This is a genomic window from Pontibacter locisalis, assembly GCF_042684605.1.
In the GTDB taxonomy this organism is placed as follows: domain Bacteria; phylum Bacteroidota; class Bacteroidia; order Cytophagales; family Hymenobacteraceae; genus Pontibacter; species Pontibacter locisalis.
Genome location: NZ_JBHULU010000021.1, coordinates 240583 through 255501, shown reverse-complemented (window position 1 = coordinate 255501; position 14919 = coordinate 240583). Strand labels below are relative to the sequence as shown.

At 44.4% G+C, this 14919-nt stretch carries 12 protein-coding genes; 9 read left to right on the top strand and 3 right to left on the bottom strand.

Going from position 1 to position 14919, the window contains the following annotated elements; all coding sequences use genetic code 11:
- Nucleotides 1-48: 48 nt before the first annotated feature.
- Nucleotides 49-1158, top strand: a complete 1110-nt coding sequence (locus ACFSRY_RS15085) for a lysylphosphatidylglycerol synthase transmembrane domain-containing protein (protein ID WP_377509435.1) — start codon at nucleotides 49-51, stop codon at nucleotides 1156-1158.
- A gap of 21 nt (nucleotides 1159-1179) precedes the next feature.
- On the opposite strand, the gene ACFSRY_RS15080 is transcribed toward ACFSRY_RS15085, so the two are convergent.
- Nucleotides 1180-2094 carry a pirin family protein gene (locus ACFSRY_RS15080; protein ID WP_377509432.1) on the bottom strand — a complete coding sequence of 305 codons (915 nt, stop codon included), beginning with the start codon at nucleotides 2092-2094 and terminating at the stop codon, nucleotides 1180-1182.
- 224 nt (nucleotides 2095-2318) lie between these two features.
- Complete coding sequence (locus tag ACFSRY_RS15075) at nucleotides 2319-4679, bottom strand: TonB-dependent receptor (protein ID WP_377509429.1); 2361 nt, start codon at nucleotides 4677-4679, stop codon at nucleotides 2319-2321.
- Nucleotides 4680-4883: 204 nt separating this feature from the next.
- Between ACFSRY_RS15075 and ACFSRY_RS15070 the strand changes: the two genes are divergently transcribed.
- Nucleotides 4884-6008 carry a PepSY-associated TM helix domain-containing protein gene (locus ACFSRY_RS15070; protein WP_377509426.1) on the top strand — a complete coding sequence of 375 codons (1125 nt, stop codon included), beginning with the start codon at nucleotides 4884-4886 and terminating at the stop codon, nucleotides 6006-6008.
- A gap of 318 nt (nucleotides 6009-6326) precedes the next feature.
- Nucleotides 6327-9242 carry a PAS domain S-box protein gene (locus ACFSRY_RS15065; protein WP_377509423.1) on the top strand — a complete coding sequence of 972 codons (2916 nt, stop codon included), beginning with the start codon at nucleotides 6327-6329 and terminating at the stop codon, nucleotides 9240-9242.
- 36 nt (nucleotides 9243-9278) lie between these two features.
- On the opposite strand, the gene ACFSRY_RS15060 is transcribed toward ACFSRY_RS15065, so the two are convergent.
- Entirely contained in the window at nucleotides 9279-9686 is a 408-nt protein-coding gene (locus ACFSRY_RS15060; RefSeq protein ID WP_377509420.1) for a hypothetical protein, read from the bottom strand.
- Between the two features lie 658 nt (nucleotides 9687-10344).
- Here ACFSRY_RS15060 and ACFSRY_RS15055 point away from each other — a divergent pair.
- From ACFSRY_RS15055 to ACFSRY_RS15030, 6 genes are all read left to right on the top strand, one after another.
- Nucleotides 10345-10542, top strand: a complete 198-nt coding sequence (locus ACFSRY_RS15055) for a hypothetical protein (protein ID WP_377509417.1) — start codon at nucleotides 10345-10347, stop codon at nucleotides 10540-10542.
- A 24-nt stretch (nucleotides 10543-10566) separates the two neighbouring features.
- Entirely contained in the window at nucleotides 10567-11298 is a 732-nt protein-coding gene (locus tag ACFSRY_RS15050) for a PRC-barrel domain-containing protein (RefSeq protein WP_377509414.1), read from the top strand.
- A 189-nt stretch (nucleotides 11299-11487) separates the two neighbouring features.
- Entirely contained in the window at nucleotides 11488-11694 is a 207-nt protein-coding gene (locus ACFSRY_RS15045; protein ID WP_377509411.1) for a dodecin family protein, read from the top strand.
- A 232-nt stretch (nucleotides 11695-11926) separates the two neighbouring features.
- Nucleotides 11927-13123, top strand: a complete 1197-nt coding sequence (pncB, locus tag ACFSRY_RS15040) for a nicotinate phosphoribosyltransferase (RefSeq protein WP_377509408.1) — start codon at nucleotides 11927-11929, stop codon at nucleotides 13121-13123.
- Nucleotides 13124-13128: 5 nt separating this feature from the next.
- Nucleotides 13129-13734 carry a bifunctional nicotinamidase/pyrazinamidase gene (pncA, locus tag ACFSRY_RS15035; protein WP_377509405.1) on the top strand — a complete coding sequence of 202 codons (606 nt, stop codon included), beginning with the start codon at nucleotides 13129-13131 and terminating at the stop codon, nucleotides 13732-13734.
- 395 nt (nucleotides 13735-14129) lie between these two features.
- Nucleotides 14130-14915 carry a polysaccharide biosynthesis/export family protein gene (locus ACFSRY_RS15030; RefSeq protein ID WP_377509402.1) on the top strand — a complete coding sequence of 262 codons (786 nt, stop codon included), beginning with the start codon at nucleotides 14130-14132 and terminating at the stop codon, nucleotides 14913-14915.
- The last annotated feature ends 4 nt before the right edge of the window (nucleotides 14916-14919 follow it).

Sequence of the window (14919 nt, the reverse complement as noted above, 5' to 3'; positions counted from 1 at the left end):
ACCTTCTATGGAAACTAGTTTTAGCCTGATATTTGTCGTGTTGTCAGTATGATTCTTACAAAACAGAAGCTTCAGCGGCAGTTTTCGCTGCGCAACCTCCTGCTTCCTGTGCTACTGGGGCTGGGGGTGCTCGGCTATATGCTGTACAAGAACTACGATCCAGGCCATTTACATACGCTGGCACAGGCAAGCCCTTTTTGGATCGGGATGGCTCTGCTTGTGCTCTTTGTCCGCGACTTTGGCTACATGTACCGCATTCGCCACATCACCGATAAGGTGCTTACCTGGAAGCAGAGCTTCAACGTGATCATGCTCTGGGAATTCGCCACCTGTGCCCTCCCCTCGGTAGTTGGTAGCTCCACTATTGCTGCTTACATCCTGACAAAGGAGAAGATTCCATTGGGTAAGTCCATTGCACAGGTAATGCTGACGGCTATGCTGGATAACCTGTACTTTGTGATCGCTGTGCCCCTGGTGCTCCTGTTTACGCATGGGCAGGTATTGCCAGAGCTGGAGGGGCTGGATGAGGCGGTGCGGCAGACCCTGGGTATTGCCTTTTTCATCTCTTACCTGATGATCGCTGTTTATGCCTGCTCCATGTTCTATGCCCTTTTTGTTAATCCCAAAGCCGTAAAGCGCCTTCTGATAAGGTTAGGGCAGCTAAAGCCCCTCCACCGTTGGCGCGAGCCGCTGTTTCGCCATGCCAATGAATTATTGATCGCATCTAAACACATGCGCACCAAAAGCATCTCCTACTGGTGGCATGCCAGCATTTCCACAGTATTTGTATGGACGGCCCGCTACGCCATCATCGGTTTCCTTATTGCCGCCTTCACCCAGTTAAGCGCCTACGAGCACCTGGTGGTGTTTGCCCGTAACCTGATCTATAAGATCGTGCTGTTTGTTTCGTTCACTCCAGGTGCTGCCGGCTTTGCCGAGATATCGTTTCCGGCTTTCTTCGGGGTGTTCATCGGGAGCTTCACAGTAATTATAGTGCTGCTCTACCGGCTGCTTACCTATTACCTGTACCTCCTGGTAGGAGCCTTGATCTTTCCGCGATGGGCATCAAGGGTATATAGCACAGGTACAGCAGCAGAAGAGCAACCGAAGAATATGCCAGCCCAATCTCAACCATCTACGGAGCCAGTGGTGCAATAACATTAATTGGCTGCGCCTACCCTAGGAAAGCGCCTGTGGAGAAGGATCGCCCGCCGGTTTGGAGCGGTCTTCAGGAAGCGGGACAAACTCTGTGTTATCTGAAGGAGGTAGAAGAATTCTACCTTCCTTCCAGTCTGCCTTGGCCTGCTCAATCCTTTCTTTTCTCGAGGACACAAAATTCCACCAGATAAATCTTTCCCCCAGCGGCTCCCCTCCCAGCAGCATCAGCGTGGAGGCTTCTTTAGCCAGAACCAGAGGGTCTGCCCCTTTGTTGAACACCAGCATTTGCCCTGCAGTATAAGCTGTACCAGCCACTTCAAGGCTTCCTTTTGCTATATAAATTCCCCGCTCCGAATGCTCCTTGGGTAAACCGAAACGTGCTCCCTGCTCCAGTACTACATGAAGGTAGAACAGTGGCGAGTGGGTTTTGACATCGTTCTTCAGCCCATAAGCATTTCCGGCTATCAGCCTCATCCATACACCGGTATCCGTAAAAACCGGGAGCTGCTCAGGCTGGTAATTATTAAAAGCAGGTGCTGCCTCCTCTTCTTTCTCCGGGAGAGCCACCCAGGTCTGAATCATTTCCAGTGTTCCACCTGCCAGCGCTGCAGGATCCTCGAACCGTTCTGAATGAGCAATTCCGCTGCCGGCCGTCATCCAATTTACCTCACCCGGACGAATTACCTGCTGCACTCCCAAGCTGTCGCGGTGTGTTACCTGCCCTCCGAACAAATAACTGACGGTTGATAACCCAATGTGCGGGTGCGGCAGCACATCCATGGAGTGAACCATTTGCGGCTGCACATCCACGGGTCCGGCATGATCCATAAAAATGAAAGGACCTACCATTCTGCGAAGGCGAAAAGGAAGTATACGGCGTACATCCATTCCCGGGGCTAAAGATGCCTTCCGGGCTTCTATTACAAGATCCAGCATAGCGCAAAGGTTTGTTCTTTAACTGAAACGAAAAAGGCTTAGGCCCGGCCATATAATTATGTCAGAATTCAGGACACAAAAAAGCCGCTCTTCCCAGAGCGGCTTTTTTGCTTAAATCCTTTGTAGTCCCTAGACTGAATATCTGTTTTGAACTAAACCATGTTTGCTACCTTTTTGCCTTTACAAGGTAGGAGGCAAGATAGCTCCATATACTCCCTTGTTTACTACAGCTCTATAACCATTGATAAATTAAAAGCAGCTCCTTTACCTTTTGTATATAGCGTTGGAGAGGTAAACCACTGTGATCTGGCAGGGAAATAATCCTCATTAAACAGGTTCTCCACACCCAGGTTGAAGGTAGCATTTTTGCTAAACCTGTAGCTGGCCGACAAGTTCACCAGATGATATGGCTCAACAGGGCCCTGGTAGAAGTTATAGGTACCTTTCTCATTTATCTCAAACCTTTCTCTTGCACCGATCCCTGTGTACTGCAGGTTTAACCCGAGCTTGTTATCTAAAAGAGCATACCGAACATAGGCGGTATACTTTGGAGGAGAGATGCGCTCACCACCCAGGTATACATCTTCTTCATCCCGGAAACTGTCATTTTCGTTTACATCTCTCTTTCCCTCTACATAAGAGAAGGTAGCGCCCAGGTTCAGGGTTGGCAACACTGCAAGGTCTGCTGTAGCCTCAAAACCATGTATTCTTTCCGGCGAACGCATTACAACAAACACACCATCTTTATACTGCCCGCTGGCTCCCAGTTCAGAAGTACTGATAAAACCTACACCTTCGAAGCGTAGCCTGCTGTACTTGCTTACAAAGCCAGCCTCATAGTTGTTGATTACGATTGCCTCTGTGTTTATTTTGTTCATGTCGTCAACTCTTGCTGAGCGCAACATTACGCCAATATCGGCCACAGAAAAGCCTTGGGAGAAGCTGGCATAGGGAGTAAATAACTCAAACTTGTTGTACCGTAGTCCTGCATTAAAAAGGTATGCATTGTAGCTTAGGTCTCCACCCTTCACCTCAAAGCCAGGATTATCGATCTGCCCTGTTGCAGGGTTTACAGTTCTGAGGGTCGTATAATCTTCGACGGCAATGTTCACTTTCTCAGCTCTGAAACCACCTTTAAAGATCAGATTCTCGGCCAGAGCCGTTTTTAACTGTACAAAAGGAGCAAGATTCATCATATCCATTTCTGGCACCCAGGTTCTGCCGTCCACAAGAGGCTGAGAAGTAACATCATTCATGACATCCACACCATAGGTCACGTCACCATCCAGGCTGTTCGTAATTTTATAGGGTGTTGTAAAAAGAACCCTGGCTCCTCTTTTCTCTGAAGAGATCATGGACTGGCCGCCATTCTCAAACGAGGGAGACCAGAAGAAAACGTTGTCAACGGATTGATAATAAGCATCAGCCTCGTAGCGGCTGTTCAGGAAGGCGTTTTCGCCGGAAAAGCGCAGGTTCAGGTTGTGGTTTCCCCTTACCCCCTGTGGAACACCCAGCGTTTCCCCCAGTACGGCTATAGACTTTTGCCTGTTCTGGTAGTTGCCATACTGCGGCACATAGTTTGTTTTCTGCTCACTGCTGTAATAGTTGTAGGTCAGCTGCACACGGTTGAATGGAGTAAAGTCGTATCCCAGTTTCAAGAATCCGTTGTAAGAGTCTGTTTCTCCTAAGCCGTAATCCGGGGGAAGTACATCACCCTCGGCATCTTTCCATTCACCTGTCTGCTCATAAGCGCCACTTACAACATAATCGAACTTACCAGCCTTGCCATAGAACATCTGGCTTACCCGGGCACCGATGCTGTTGTCTCTGCTAACTAAAGACCCTGTCATGCCAAGCGATGTTCTGGAGGCAAAAGGCTTCTGCTGCATAGGGGTCCTGGTGATATAATTAATCAGACCTCCTGCAGCTCCGTTTCCATAAATGGCAGTTGCGCCTTTTACCACCTCAATCTGCTCAATTGCATCCGGGTCCAGGGCACGCATGTCAACAGCACCGTTTCTTAGAGGCGTAGACTGTGGTACGCCATCAATCATCACCAACATTGCCCGCCCCCTGAGCGTCTGCCCCCAGTTACTACTTGTACCCGTGCTTGGAGCCAGTCCCGGCACCTTATTACTCAGGATATCAATGATGTTAGTGCTCACCATCAGATCCTCTTCTATGGCTTTTCTGGAAAGCACTGTGATGGAAGATGGAATCTGGTCTATGGTTTCCGGTGTTCGGCTAGCGGAAATTACCACCTCGCTTAACCCCTGCTGGCTGGCAGAAAGAGTAACCTGTATTTCTGTTGTCTCCCCTTCTTTAACTACTACAGGAAGCGTCTGCCGCTCATGGCCCACGGCGGATATAATGAGTTTGTGGTCTCCTGCTTTTACGTTTGAAAGCTGAAACGTCCCCAGTTCATTCGTAGTAGCGCCGGTATTAGTTCCCTGAAGAAACACGCTGCTGTATGCTACTGGTCTTTTATCGGTGTCAAGTATGGTTCCTCTTACACTACCTGTCTGGGCATATAAGCTAACTGATAGGAAGAGCAAGGCGATTAGCAGTGGTATAGCTTTTTTCATCTGTGTTATTTAGAATGATTATAAACAATATCTGCAGCAAAAGTAAGAGGGAAATTTAAATAGCAAAAGCTTATTTAGAATTATTTTAAATAAGCTTTGAGATTAGCCGTTTTAGATATAGCTTTGCCCTATGTTTAGCGGAAGCAGGCGACGCTAAAGGCTGGTACAGAAAGGCTGGCTACTGAAATATTAACAGAAAAGGAATTGAAGAAGCGGATTAAGAAGACCTTTACCATACACCACTGGCTAGGATTAGTGGCAGGTATATTTCTGCTTATTTCCAGTATAACAGGTTCTGTACTGGTATTTCACCATGATATTGACCATGCCCAATTCTCTGAACAGAGCACATTGCCAGTACCTGCAAAAGCTCTTAAAATAGATAACTCCATTGAGTTGATCAGACAGGCCCACCCCGGCTCCGACATACGCATACCCGAGCTTCCTGAAGACCCGAACCAGGCTTTAAAGTATGAGATTCGCCAGGGCAGCCGCCGCAAGTGGGTCTTCGTACATCCGGAAACCGGAGAAACACTCTCTACAGTGGCAAAGGCAGACAAACGCCTGGTGCATGTGTTACTAGACATTCATTACAACCTATTATCAGGCACGCCGGGTAAAATATTAGTGCTTTTAGGCGGTCTTTCCCTGATTATACTCTCCATTACCGGGCTGCTGTTATACAGAAAGTCCCTCTTAAAGGTACTGCGGTTCCGGCAGCGGATCTCGTTTAAAAGCAGGCGTGCCTTTTTCTCCAGCTTGCACCGGGTAGTAGGTGTTTGGAGCCTGGTGTTTAACCTGTTACTCAGCATAACCGGCACCTGGATAGCTTACACCATTGTGCAAAGCGCATTAACTCCGGCAGCCAGTCACGCTGTAGCAGAAGATACATCCGTTGCAACAGTATCTGTGGATGGAATGCTGAAGAAGGTTAGAAAAGATTATCCGGGTTTTGACATTAATTACCTTAGGTTTACGGGTGGTACAATGACAGTTTTAGGAAGGATGGCAACAGACCCGTCCTATTACGGAGCAACCTACAGTAACCTGCAGGTAAACTTACCCTCTGGTGAAGTACGGGCAGTCAGTTTTGTACGGGATCAACCCTGGTATAAGCGGGCGATAACAATTTTAAAGCCACTACACTTCGGTGATTATGCCGGTTTAGCGGTTAAGCTGCTCTACAGCTTCTTTGGCCTGATGCCAGGTCTGTTGGCTATCTCAGGATTCTTTATCTGGAGGCTGCGAAACAAAATGTCTTCCAGGCAGAAAAATAGCCCAAAGGCTAAGGTTGCTTACTCCTCTTCTATACCTACTACATTATCATAGTAAACAACAGGTATCACGTATCCTATCTTAGTCTTAAACCTTTGGTTGTAGGTTAATTACAGAAGCTACCTTTGATAGCTGCATTTTTAATTTACCACACCTTACCTTGTTTCAAGTTTGCCAAGTGAGGTCGATCTGGCAAATATTTTCCGCAAGCCCATCACCTGGGCAAAAGGATGATGTTTTAACTTTCTTTTCTTGTTCCTATTTTACTTTTTTGTATTTTAGTGTTGAAAAACACAGTTAATATATTGTGTTTCCTATATAAAAGCTAGTCATCAGTATTCTGCACTTCCGCTAAGTAACCCTATTCCTGCAATGACCCCCGAACAGAAAATCAGGTTCTTTGACGAGATCAACAAGTACTCACGTGAAATGATATGCATCTTCGATAGCAAAGGATGCTTTACATACCTAAGCGATGCTTGTCAGGAAGTATTAGGGTATGAAAGTGAGGAACTTGTAGGCCGTAGCTATCTGGAATTTGTTGTTCCAGAGGAGCGTACAGCTACAGAAATAGCTGCACATAATACGGCAAGGTTCGGCTCACTAAATGAATTCCAAAATACCTATATCCATAAAGAAGGCCATGTTGTTCACCTGCTCTGGAGCGGCACCTGGTCTGAAGAGGATAAGGCGTACATCAGTATCGCCAGGAATGTTTCAGAGGAAATACTTGCACAGCAAAGGCTGAAGGAAAAGGATGAGTTTTACCGGGCATTAGTAGAGCACGGCACCGACATGACCACACTGCTTGACTCTGAGCGCAAGGTTCTTTATAGCAATGGCTCAGCCCTGAGAGACTTTGGTTATGAGCCCGGCTATTTGGTTAGTAAAGATGTATTCAGTTTTCTTCATCCAGAAGATACCTTGAAGGCTACTGAAGCACTCCTGAAACTTTTTAATGGAGGGAAGCATGTATACCTCCCGGAGTTGCGCTTTAGAACTATTGATGGTACTTACCGCTGGATAGAAGCTACTGTAAGTAATCAGCTTCACAACCCTAGTGTGGAGGCTTTGGTTGTCAGTTCCCGTGACATAACAGAGCGAATCGAGAGCAGAAGAAGAATTGAGGAGAGCGAACAGCGCTTCAAGTCGCTTTTCGAAAACCACGTAGATGCGGCCGTATTCCAGGACAGCCATGGAATTATAGTTGACGTTAATCCTGCGACACTTTCTTTGCTTGGGATGCAGAAACAGGAGATCATAAACAAGTCCTTTTCAGAGTTCCTACCTGCTGAAGCTGCCTCTGTTTGTGAGCAGTCTATTAAAGAAGCCCTTGGTGGCAGTGCTATACGCTTTCAAATTGCCATACCTTCCTCTGACTCTGGTGAGTATTATTTTGACGTCATTAAAATTCCGGTAAAGGTTAGTGGAGAAACGATAGGCGTTCATAGTATACTCAGGAATATGACGGATGCTCACAGCTACCGAAAGACAATTGAGAAGCAGTCAGTAGAACTAAACTCTATCCTGGAAAGCATTACAGATGCTTTTTTCGCTCTGGACAGAGAATGGCGGTTTACTTATGTAAACACTGTATTTGCAGATCATGAAGGCTACAAGAAGGAGGAGATGATAGGAAGATGCATCTGGGAACTCTTCCCTAAGCTGACATCTTCTAAGTTTCGTGAAGAGTGTAGTGTAACAGCGGCTACAGGTAGTGCAAGTCATTTTGAAGAGAGCTATGCTCATTCCGGGGTAACGTACCAATTCAGCATCTACCCCTCTGCCGAAGGCGTGTCTGTGTATTTTACCGACATCACTGAAAAGCTGAACACAAGGGTAGAGCTTGAGAAGCTATCACTGGTGGCCAGTAAAACTACCAATGGTGTTGTTATCATGGATACTGACCGGAAAATAGAATGGGTAAACGAAGGATTTACCAGTCTTACCGGATACACACTTAAGGAGGCGGTTGGAAAGAAACCGATTGACCTTCTGCAACATGAACAGACAAACAATGCAGTTCTTGTCTCGGCCCGGGATCAGATGCATCATGGCAAGTCAGTTGTTTATGAAGTTCTGAACAGACGTAAGAATGGAGATGACTTATGGCTTTCTGTAGAAGTTAACCCTGTTTTCGGAGCAAATGGTGATATTTTACGCTTCGTAACCATTCAGACAGATATAACGGCTCTGAAAAAATCGGAAATTGAACTTAAAAAGCTATCGCTGGTAGCAAGCAAAACAAACAATAGCGTATTTATAGCCGACAAAGACTGGAAAATTGAGTGGATAAACGATGGCTTTATAAAGTTGATGGGTTACACCATGCAAGAAGTGATTGGCAAAAGACCATCGGAGCTGCTGCATAACAACAAAACTGACAGAGCGGCTTTTGAAGCATTGCAGGAAAATCTATTAACAGGAGAGCCTATATCTTTTGATGTCATAAACGTCAAAAAAAATGGGGAGGAGGTGTGGGTAAATATCAACATCACCGCCGTGTTTGATGAGCAAGGGGAACTGACAAGGTTCATAGAGGTACAGACAGACATATCGGCTCTTAAGGAGAAAGAACGGGAACTTACCAACTCTGCCATAGACCTATACAGGCACAACAAGGACCTAGAGCAGTTTACTTACATAGTGTCTCATAATCTTCGGGCACCAGTTGCCAATGTTTTGGGATTATCGAACCTACTTACCAAAGTAGATAAGGAAAGTGTACTGTACGATAAAACCTTGGCCAACCTGACAGAAAGCGTAAACAGGCTTGATACAGTTTTACGGGATATTAATACCATACTTAGCATCCGGGACAGCAGATTAGCCTTAGAACAGGAACAGGTAAATGTAAAGACTACGCTGCAACAAACTATTCAGTCGTTACAGGATCAACTTCAGAAGTGCGGAGGCAATATCCTTGTTGATTTTGAAGATGACATTCATATCAAGGCAAACAGGGCATATTTGTATAGCATATTTTATAACCTGATGTCGAATGCTATCAAATATCGTTCTGAAGAACGGGTGCTACAGGTACACATAAGTTGTGATAGAAGCCCCGAAGGAAATACGGTAATAACCTTCTCAGATAACGGGTTAGGAATGGATCTTCAGAAAATAGGCAGCAACATTTTTAAGCTTTACAAGCGGTTCCACACCGACAAGAAAGGTCGAGGTATTGGGCTCTATTTAGTGAAATCGCATGTGGAGGCAATGGATGGCCAGATTGAAGTGGACAGTACAGTAAATAAAGGCACAAAATTTACAATAATCCTTAACTGAACCCTAAAGATCTAATTATCGAATATTCAGGACAACTTACTCAGTATCATATTCCTTTAGCCATTCTTCAGCCAGCTTTCTGTTTGGAAAAGTGAGAGCATTTACACCTGTTACCTCAAATTTCAATGTTTCTTCTATACTGAGCTTACTTAATGGGTTGGGAGATTCCACCCAGGCAAACAATTTGCAGTTGGCCTCATGCATTCTTGGAAACCAATCTACTGCCACCCACCAGGAGGCCTCCAGCCATACGCTTGTAACATGGGTGTTATCATTGAGCACTTTCGTACACTTATGCTGCTTGAGAAAGTGGAGCATCTTTTCACAGCCATCCATTACGGTTGCTTTCGTCTGGTCACCGGTCCAGTTGGCGTAAAGAATACCAGCTGAAGAATCGTATTGAATTGTAATGTGCTTTTCAGCTACCAGAGTTTCCTTAAACATTGCTGTACTTAATACCGAACTTACTGCTATAACATGAATTCTGCTCAGTTAAAAACCTAACAGTCACACCTCTCCATACAGTTCATACCGCGCCCTTTCACACTTGCAGCACTACTATTCTTTGCCCAAAAAGGGTTAGGCGCACAAGCTAAATTGTGTTGAAGTTTGGTTTCAGGAGAATTTGTATCGGCAGTGATTTAACGGGCGGTAAGTTGATAAAATATGATATACCAAAAAAGGTTTTTTTTCCCCCTCTTGTAACATACAAGAGCGGAGCATTAGCATTGCTTTACTTTTGGAATAATAGCTTATATGATTATATGGGCAGATTTTTTTCTGCAAAAAGCATATCATTTGCAACATCAGCATTCTACTTTTTTAACAGCTTTTCTGTCCTAAGCAGGTTTCCGGTGGTGCTGTGTTATAGAAACAGACTTGCCATGAAGCTTAATTATTCATTTGCCCCAACCTTTACTCAGGAATCACAGGTGATTAAAATATTTTCTTGACCGTCAGGATGGTAAGAAGGCTATCGCCGGTTCCGTTACACTGTAATTTGTTAGCAACTCTTCTATTTCAACTATATCCGGTTGATAAGCGTATTTACCTCACCACAAATAAATTGTGTTTATCAACTCTGGAATGAAGAATTAAAGAAATGGCAGAAATAAACATTGAACGTAAAAAGAAACCTGTATGGCCCTGGGTACTCCTGCTTTTACTTGTAGCGCTCCTTGCCTGGGGCCTGTATGTACTGACCAATGAACCCGAAGAAATAGAAGTAGAGGAAATCCCGGAAACAGGGATGGTTGTGCCTGCAGAAGCGCCACAGCCCCTATACTCCTATGTCGCCTAGTTAAATTTAAACAAGATCATAGCTATGAAAGATAATGAAATAAGAAACGAGCGTCTGGCACCGCTTAGCAGTCTGAAAGACTACAAAGTGGCAAAGGACAACACCGATGTACTTGGCTGGAGAGTGGTAGGTGCCGACGGGGAAAGCCTGGGTATGGTGAAAGACCTGATGGTGGACATGAAAGCCATGAAGGCACGCTATTTATCAGTTGTTGCAGACAACAGGTTTTTCAACACAAGTATAGATCAGTACCTGCTTATACCGATAGGTGCTGCAGCTCTTGATAAAAAAGGGAAAAAAGTCTTTGTATCCGCCATAGACTCCAAATCAATTAGTCGCTATCCTGTATACCCTGGTGGTCCGATTCCCGAGGATTATGAGTATGCTGTAAGAGATAACTTCCTTCAGTCGCAGCGGGATAGCCTTGATACTAACTCAGGTAACTACAATGATGATTTCGATGATTCCGTTAGCCGGCAGCCTGTGAAATCGGAGCCAGACACCTTTTATGATAATGACACTTATAACGAGGAACGGTTCTACACATCTGATACTGATGTTCACCGTGACAGAGAGTACCATAACAAGGATTATGACACAGATGACACTTCCACTGACTTTCAAAATGAAAGCAAGAAGCCTAAAAATGTGGAGGACTCCATTGCCACGATTGAGAGGTTGGAGCAGCTGCGTGAAAGAGGCTCAATTACGGAGGAAGAATTTATCTTACTAAAGAAAAGAGCACTGGATTTGTAGTCTTTGCCTTTAACTAATTCCCATTATTTTGCTTTCCCCTCAGAGTACCTTTTTAGCAGGGTACTCTGAGGGGAAAGCTTTTTTTATTACTGGTAAGTAAGAACAAACCTCTTGATTTATATACCACTCCCTATTCCCTCCGTATGAAATATTAATATTCCTATCTTAAACTTAATAAATTATAAAACTATGGCTATTATCAAAGTAATAGAGGTTATCGCCAGTTCTGATAAGAGCTTCGATGATGCAACACGAAACGCACTGAACGAAGCGGCTAAAACAGTTAAGAACATTAAATCTATCTACATCAAAGAAATGAATGCCAACGTCACGAATAATCAAATTGTGTCGTATGGGGTTAATGCGAAAATATCTTTTGAAATAGAAAGTCTGTAACAACTCAGCTGCTGCCTTACACCAGGTAAGTGACTATTTTCAACCCTTAACTGGTGTAAGGCAGTAGCTATTACACAGTGTATTAAACCAACTACTTATTTATGATCTCCAGATAAATGCAGCCTGTAAAATGCTTTTGTGGTTAGTATAATGTAATTTGGTGTATCCGGACTGCAGCCCAGTTACTGGGCACGATTCTAAGTATCTGCTGTACCGGCACAAACGAGCACCCATGACCACAATGCCTACAGACCAAACTCCCCGCCTACCCTCCATCCTGGACAATGACTTCTACAAATTCACGATGCAGCATGCGGTGGTTAAGTTGTTTCCACGCACACAGGCACGCTATCAATTCATCAACCGAGGAAAACATTCCTTCCCTCCTGGCTTTGCTGATGCCTTGCGTAAAGCAGTGGATGCCATGGCTACTCTTCGACTTACAAAAGAGGAGAAAAGCTTTCTGGCTGTCACTTGTCCTTACCTCGACCCCACCTACCTGGATTTTCTGCAAGGCTACTGTTATGATCCGGAGGAGGTAAACATTTCACAAAGCGGTGACGAGCTAAGCTTGACTATTGAAGGTTACTGGTACAGAACCATTCTTTGGGAGGTACCTCTCATGGCCCTTATTTCTGAACTGTATTACCAGATGAGCCAGCTACAGCGCTTCAGTAACGACGAAGTTGTTCGTGTAGCTCGTAACAAAATAGAGAAGTATAAAGAACTTGGAGTAATAATAGCAGAGTTTGGCACCCGCCGCCGGCATTCTTACCAGGTACACGATTTGATTGTTGACACTTTAAAAGAGCATGGCAGTGGTAGCTTTGTAGGAACAAGCAATGTGCACCTGGCTCATGTAAAAGGGGTTAAACCAATCGGCACCCATGCCCATGAATGGTTTATGTTTCATGCTGCCCGGTATGGCTTTAAAATGGCTAACACATTGGGCCTGCAGCATTGGGTGCAGGTATTTCGGGGCGACCTTGGCATAGCGCTTTCCGATACATACACCACCCGTGTGTTTATGAGCCAGTTTGACAAGATGTTCAGTAAGTTGTTTGATGGTGTAAGGCACGACAGCGGTGATCCTATAGAATTTGCTAAAAGCATTATCAGCCACTATGAGCGAATGGGAATAGACCCACGGGCAAAGACCATTGTATTTTCGGATGCGCTCAACTATGAAAAGGTGGCCCGCATCACTGAGTTCTGCAAAGGCAGAATAGGTGCTTCTTTCGGAATCGGCACTAACCTTACCAACGACGTTGGCCTTACTCCTTTAAATATGGTTATCAAAATGACCGAAACTCAACCAGAGGGACTAGAGTGGATGCCTGTGGTAAAGCTATCCGATGAACCTGGAAAACATACTGGCAACGAAGCTACTATTCACCTGGCTAAGCTTATTTTACAGATTAACGACTAAAACTTATGAAAGCCTTACTTCTTATAGATATTCAGAATGATTTTTTACCGGGTGGTGCCTTGGCTGTACCCGAAGGCGACCAGATTATCCATATAGCGAACAACCTGCAAGATAAGTTCGATTTGGTTGTTGCCACACAAGACTGGCATCCGGCCGAACATAAAAGCTTTGCAGTGAACCACGAGGGAAAGCAACTTTTTGATGTTATTGAGCTGGTGGGTATGGAGCAGGTACTCTGGCCGGCACATTGCGTGCAGGGTACTTCGGGAGCAGACTTTTGTGCTGCATTGAACACTGATAAGGTAGAGGCAGTTTTTCGAAAAGGCACTAACCCGGAAATAGATAGCTACAGTGGCTTTTTTGATAACGGGCATCTTAACTCCACTGCGCTGGCTGACTACCTTCGCAGTAAACAGGTGGAACAGGTTTACCTGGCAGGATTGGCCGGAGACTATTGTGTTTACTTTTCAGCGAAGGATGCTCTTTTGGAAGGGTTTCAAACTTTCCTTGTAGAAGATGCCACACGGCCAATTGATCCATTAGGATTTGCGAAAGCAAAGGAAGACATAAAAAAGCGTGGAGGAAATATTATCAGCAGCAGTATGCTTTAATATGTGATTTTTAAGCCTCTATCCTGTCTACTCATGCACTGAAAAAGTAAACTTTAGCCAAGCAGCATACTTGTAGGCCGGAAGATATTTGTCCTAACTATAATGCCTTTTGTTGAAACGAAAGCCCCTTACGTTGTCCTTACACCGTACTCATAAAGTGCTTTTATAGATCTGCCTAATTTTCAAAGATTAAATTTACTTTCAAAAAAACGCTTCTGCTTATCCCAAAAATAAACTCTCGCCGTTGGTGCAAATTCTACAACCTACAAAAGAGAGCAACGTACAAGCATATTGTAATTATTTAATTTATTCTTAAACTATTCGATTCTTTACTTAGCACTTTGACCTACTAGTAATGGTCATTTAGATTGTAACACACCCTAACTTTTTATGGAATGAGAGTAAAACTACTACAAATAGTTCCTTTTTATATAGCTATATTACTCTTTACCTCTTGTACTAAGTCAACGGACTTCATCTACTTTGGCAAAGCCGAAAAGAGTGAGTACGGGAGTTCAATGGAGAGTTTAGAGCCGGTAGTCCAAAAAAACGACCTTCTCAGTATTACTGTGAACAGCCTGAACCCAGATGCCTCTGAGATCTTTAACGTCAATAGTACGAACACCATCAGAAGTGCGAGTGCCTCTAACACTGTTTCACCGGTAACAGGTTATCTTGTAGACCAGGAAGGATACATCCAGTTTCCTATGCTAGGCAAAATAAAAGCTGCCGGCTTAACGAAGAATACACTAAAAGAAGGCATTGAAAGCGAACTTATCAGGCGAAAGCTCTTGATCGAACCTATTGTAGATGTTCGTTATCTGAACTACAAGGTTTCTGTTTTGGGAGAAGTTGCAAACCCTTCCGTACTTACTGTCCCTAATGAGAAAATAACGTTGCTTGAAGCAATAGGTTTAGCAGGAGACTTAAGCATTTATGCCAGCCGCAGTAATGTGTTATTAATCAGAGAGGAAGCAGGTAAAAAGAAGTTAATTAGAATCGATTTAACATCAGATGAATTATTCACCTCTCCCTATTACTACCTTAAATCCAATGACATAATTTATGTAGAGCCGAACAAAACCAAAATTGCATCTGTGAGTGCTGCAAGGCAATGGTTACCACTGGTTATCAGCTCCTTGACTTTGGTTGTTGTGAGCGTTGACCGACTAACAAGATAGATTA

Bases quoted from the DNA above. Each gene is read 5' to 3' on its own strand.
- ACFSRY_RS15060 (WP_377509420.1), bottom strand. From the start codon at position 9,686: ATGTTTAAGGAAACTCTGGTAGCTGAAAAGCACATTACAATTCAATAC.
- ACFSRY_RS15045 (WP_377509411.1), top strand. From the start codon at position 11,488: ATGGCTATTATCAAAGTAATAGAGGTTATCGCCAGTTCTGATAAGAGC.
- ACFSRY_RS15080 (WP_377509432.1), bottom strand. From the start codon at position 2,094: ATGCTGGATCTTGTAATAGAAGCCCGGAAGGCATCTTTAGCCCCGGGA.
- ACFSRY_RS15075 (WP_377509429.1), bottom strand. From the start codon at position 4,679: ATGAAAAAAGCTATACCACTGCTAATCGCCTTGCTCTTCCTATCAGTT.
- ACFSRY_RS15030 (WP_377509402.1), top strand. From the start codon at position 14,130: ATGAGAGTAAAACTACTACAAATAGTTCCTTTTTATATAGCTATATTA.
- pncA (WP_377509405.1), top strand. From the start codon at position 13,129: ATGAAAGCCTTACTTCTTATAGATATTCAGAATGATTTTTTACCGGGT.
- ACFSRY_RS15085 (WP_377509435.1), top strand. From the start codon at position 49: ATGATTCTTACAAAACAGAAGCTTCAGCGGCAGTTTTCGCTGCGCAAC.
- ACFSRY_RS15050 (WP_377509414.1), top strand. From the start codon at position 10,567: ATGAAAGATAATGAAATAAGAAACGAGCGTCTGGCACCGCTTAGCAGT.
- ACFSRY_RS15065 (WP_377509423.1), top strand. From the start codon at position 6,327: ATGACCCCCGAACAGAAAATCAGGTTCTTTGACGAGATCAACAAGTAC.
- pncB (WP_377509408.1), top strand. From the start codon at position 11,927: ATGACCACAATGCCTACAGACCAAACTCCCCGCCTACCCTCCATCCTG.
- ACFSRY_RS15055 (WP_377509417.1), top strand. From the start codon at position 10,345: ATGGCAGAAATAAACATTGAACGTAAAAAGAAACCTGTATGGCCCTGG.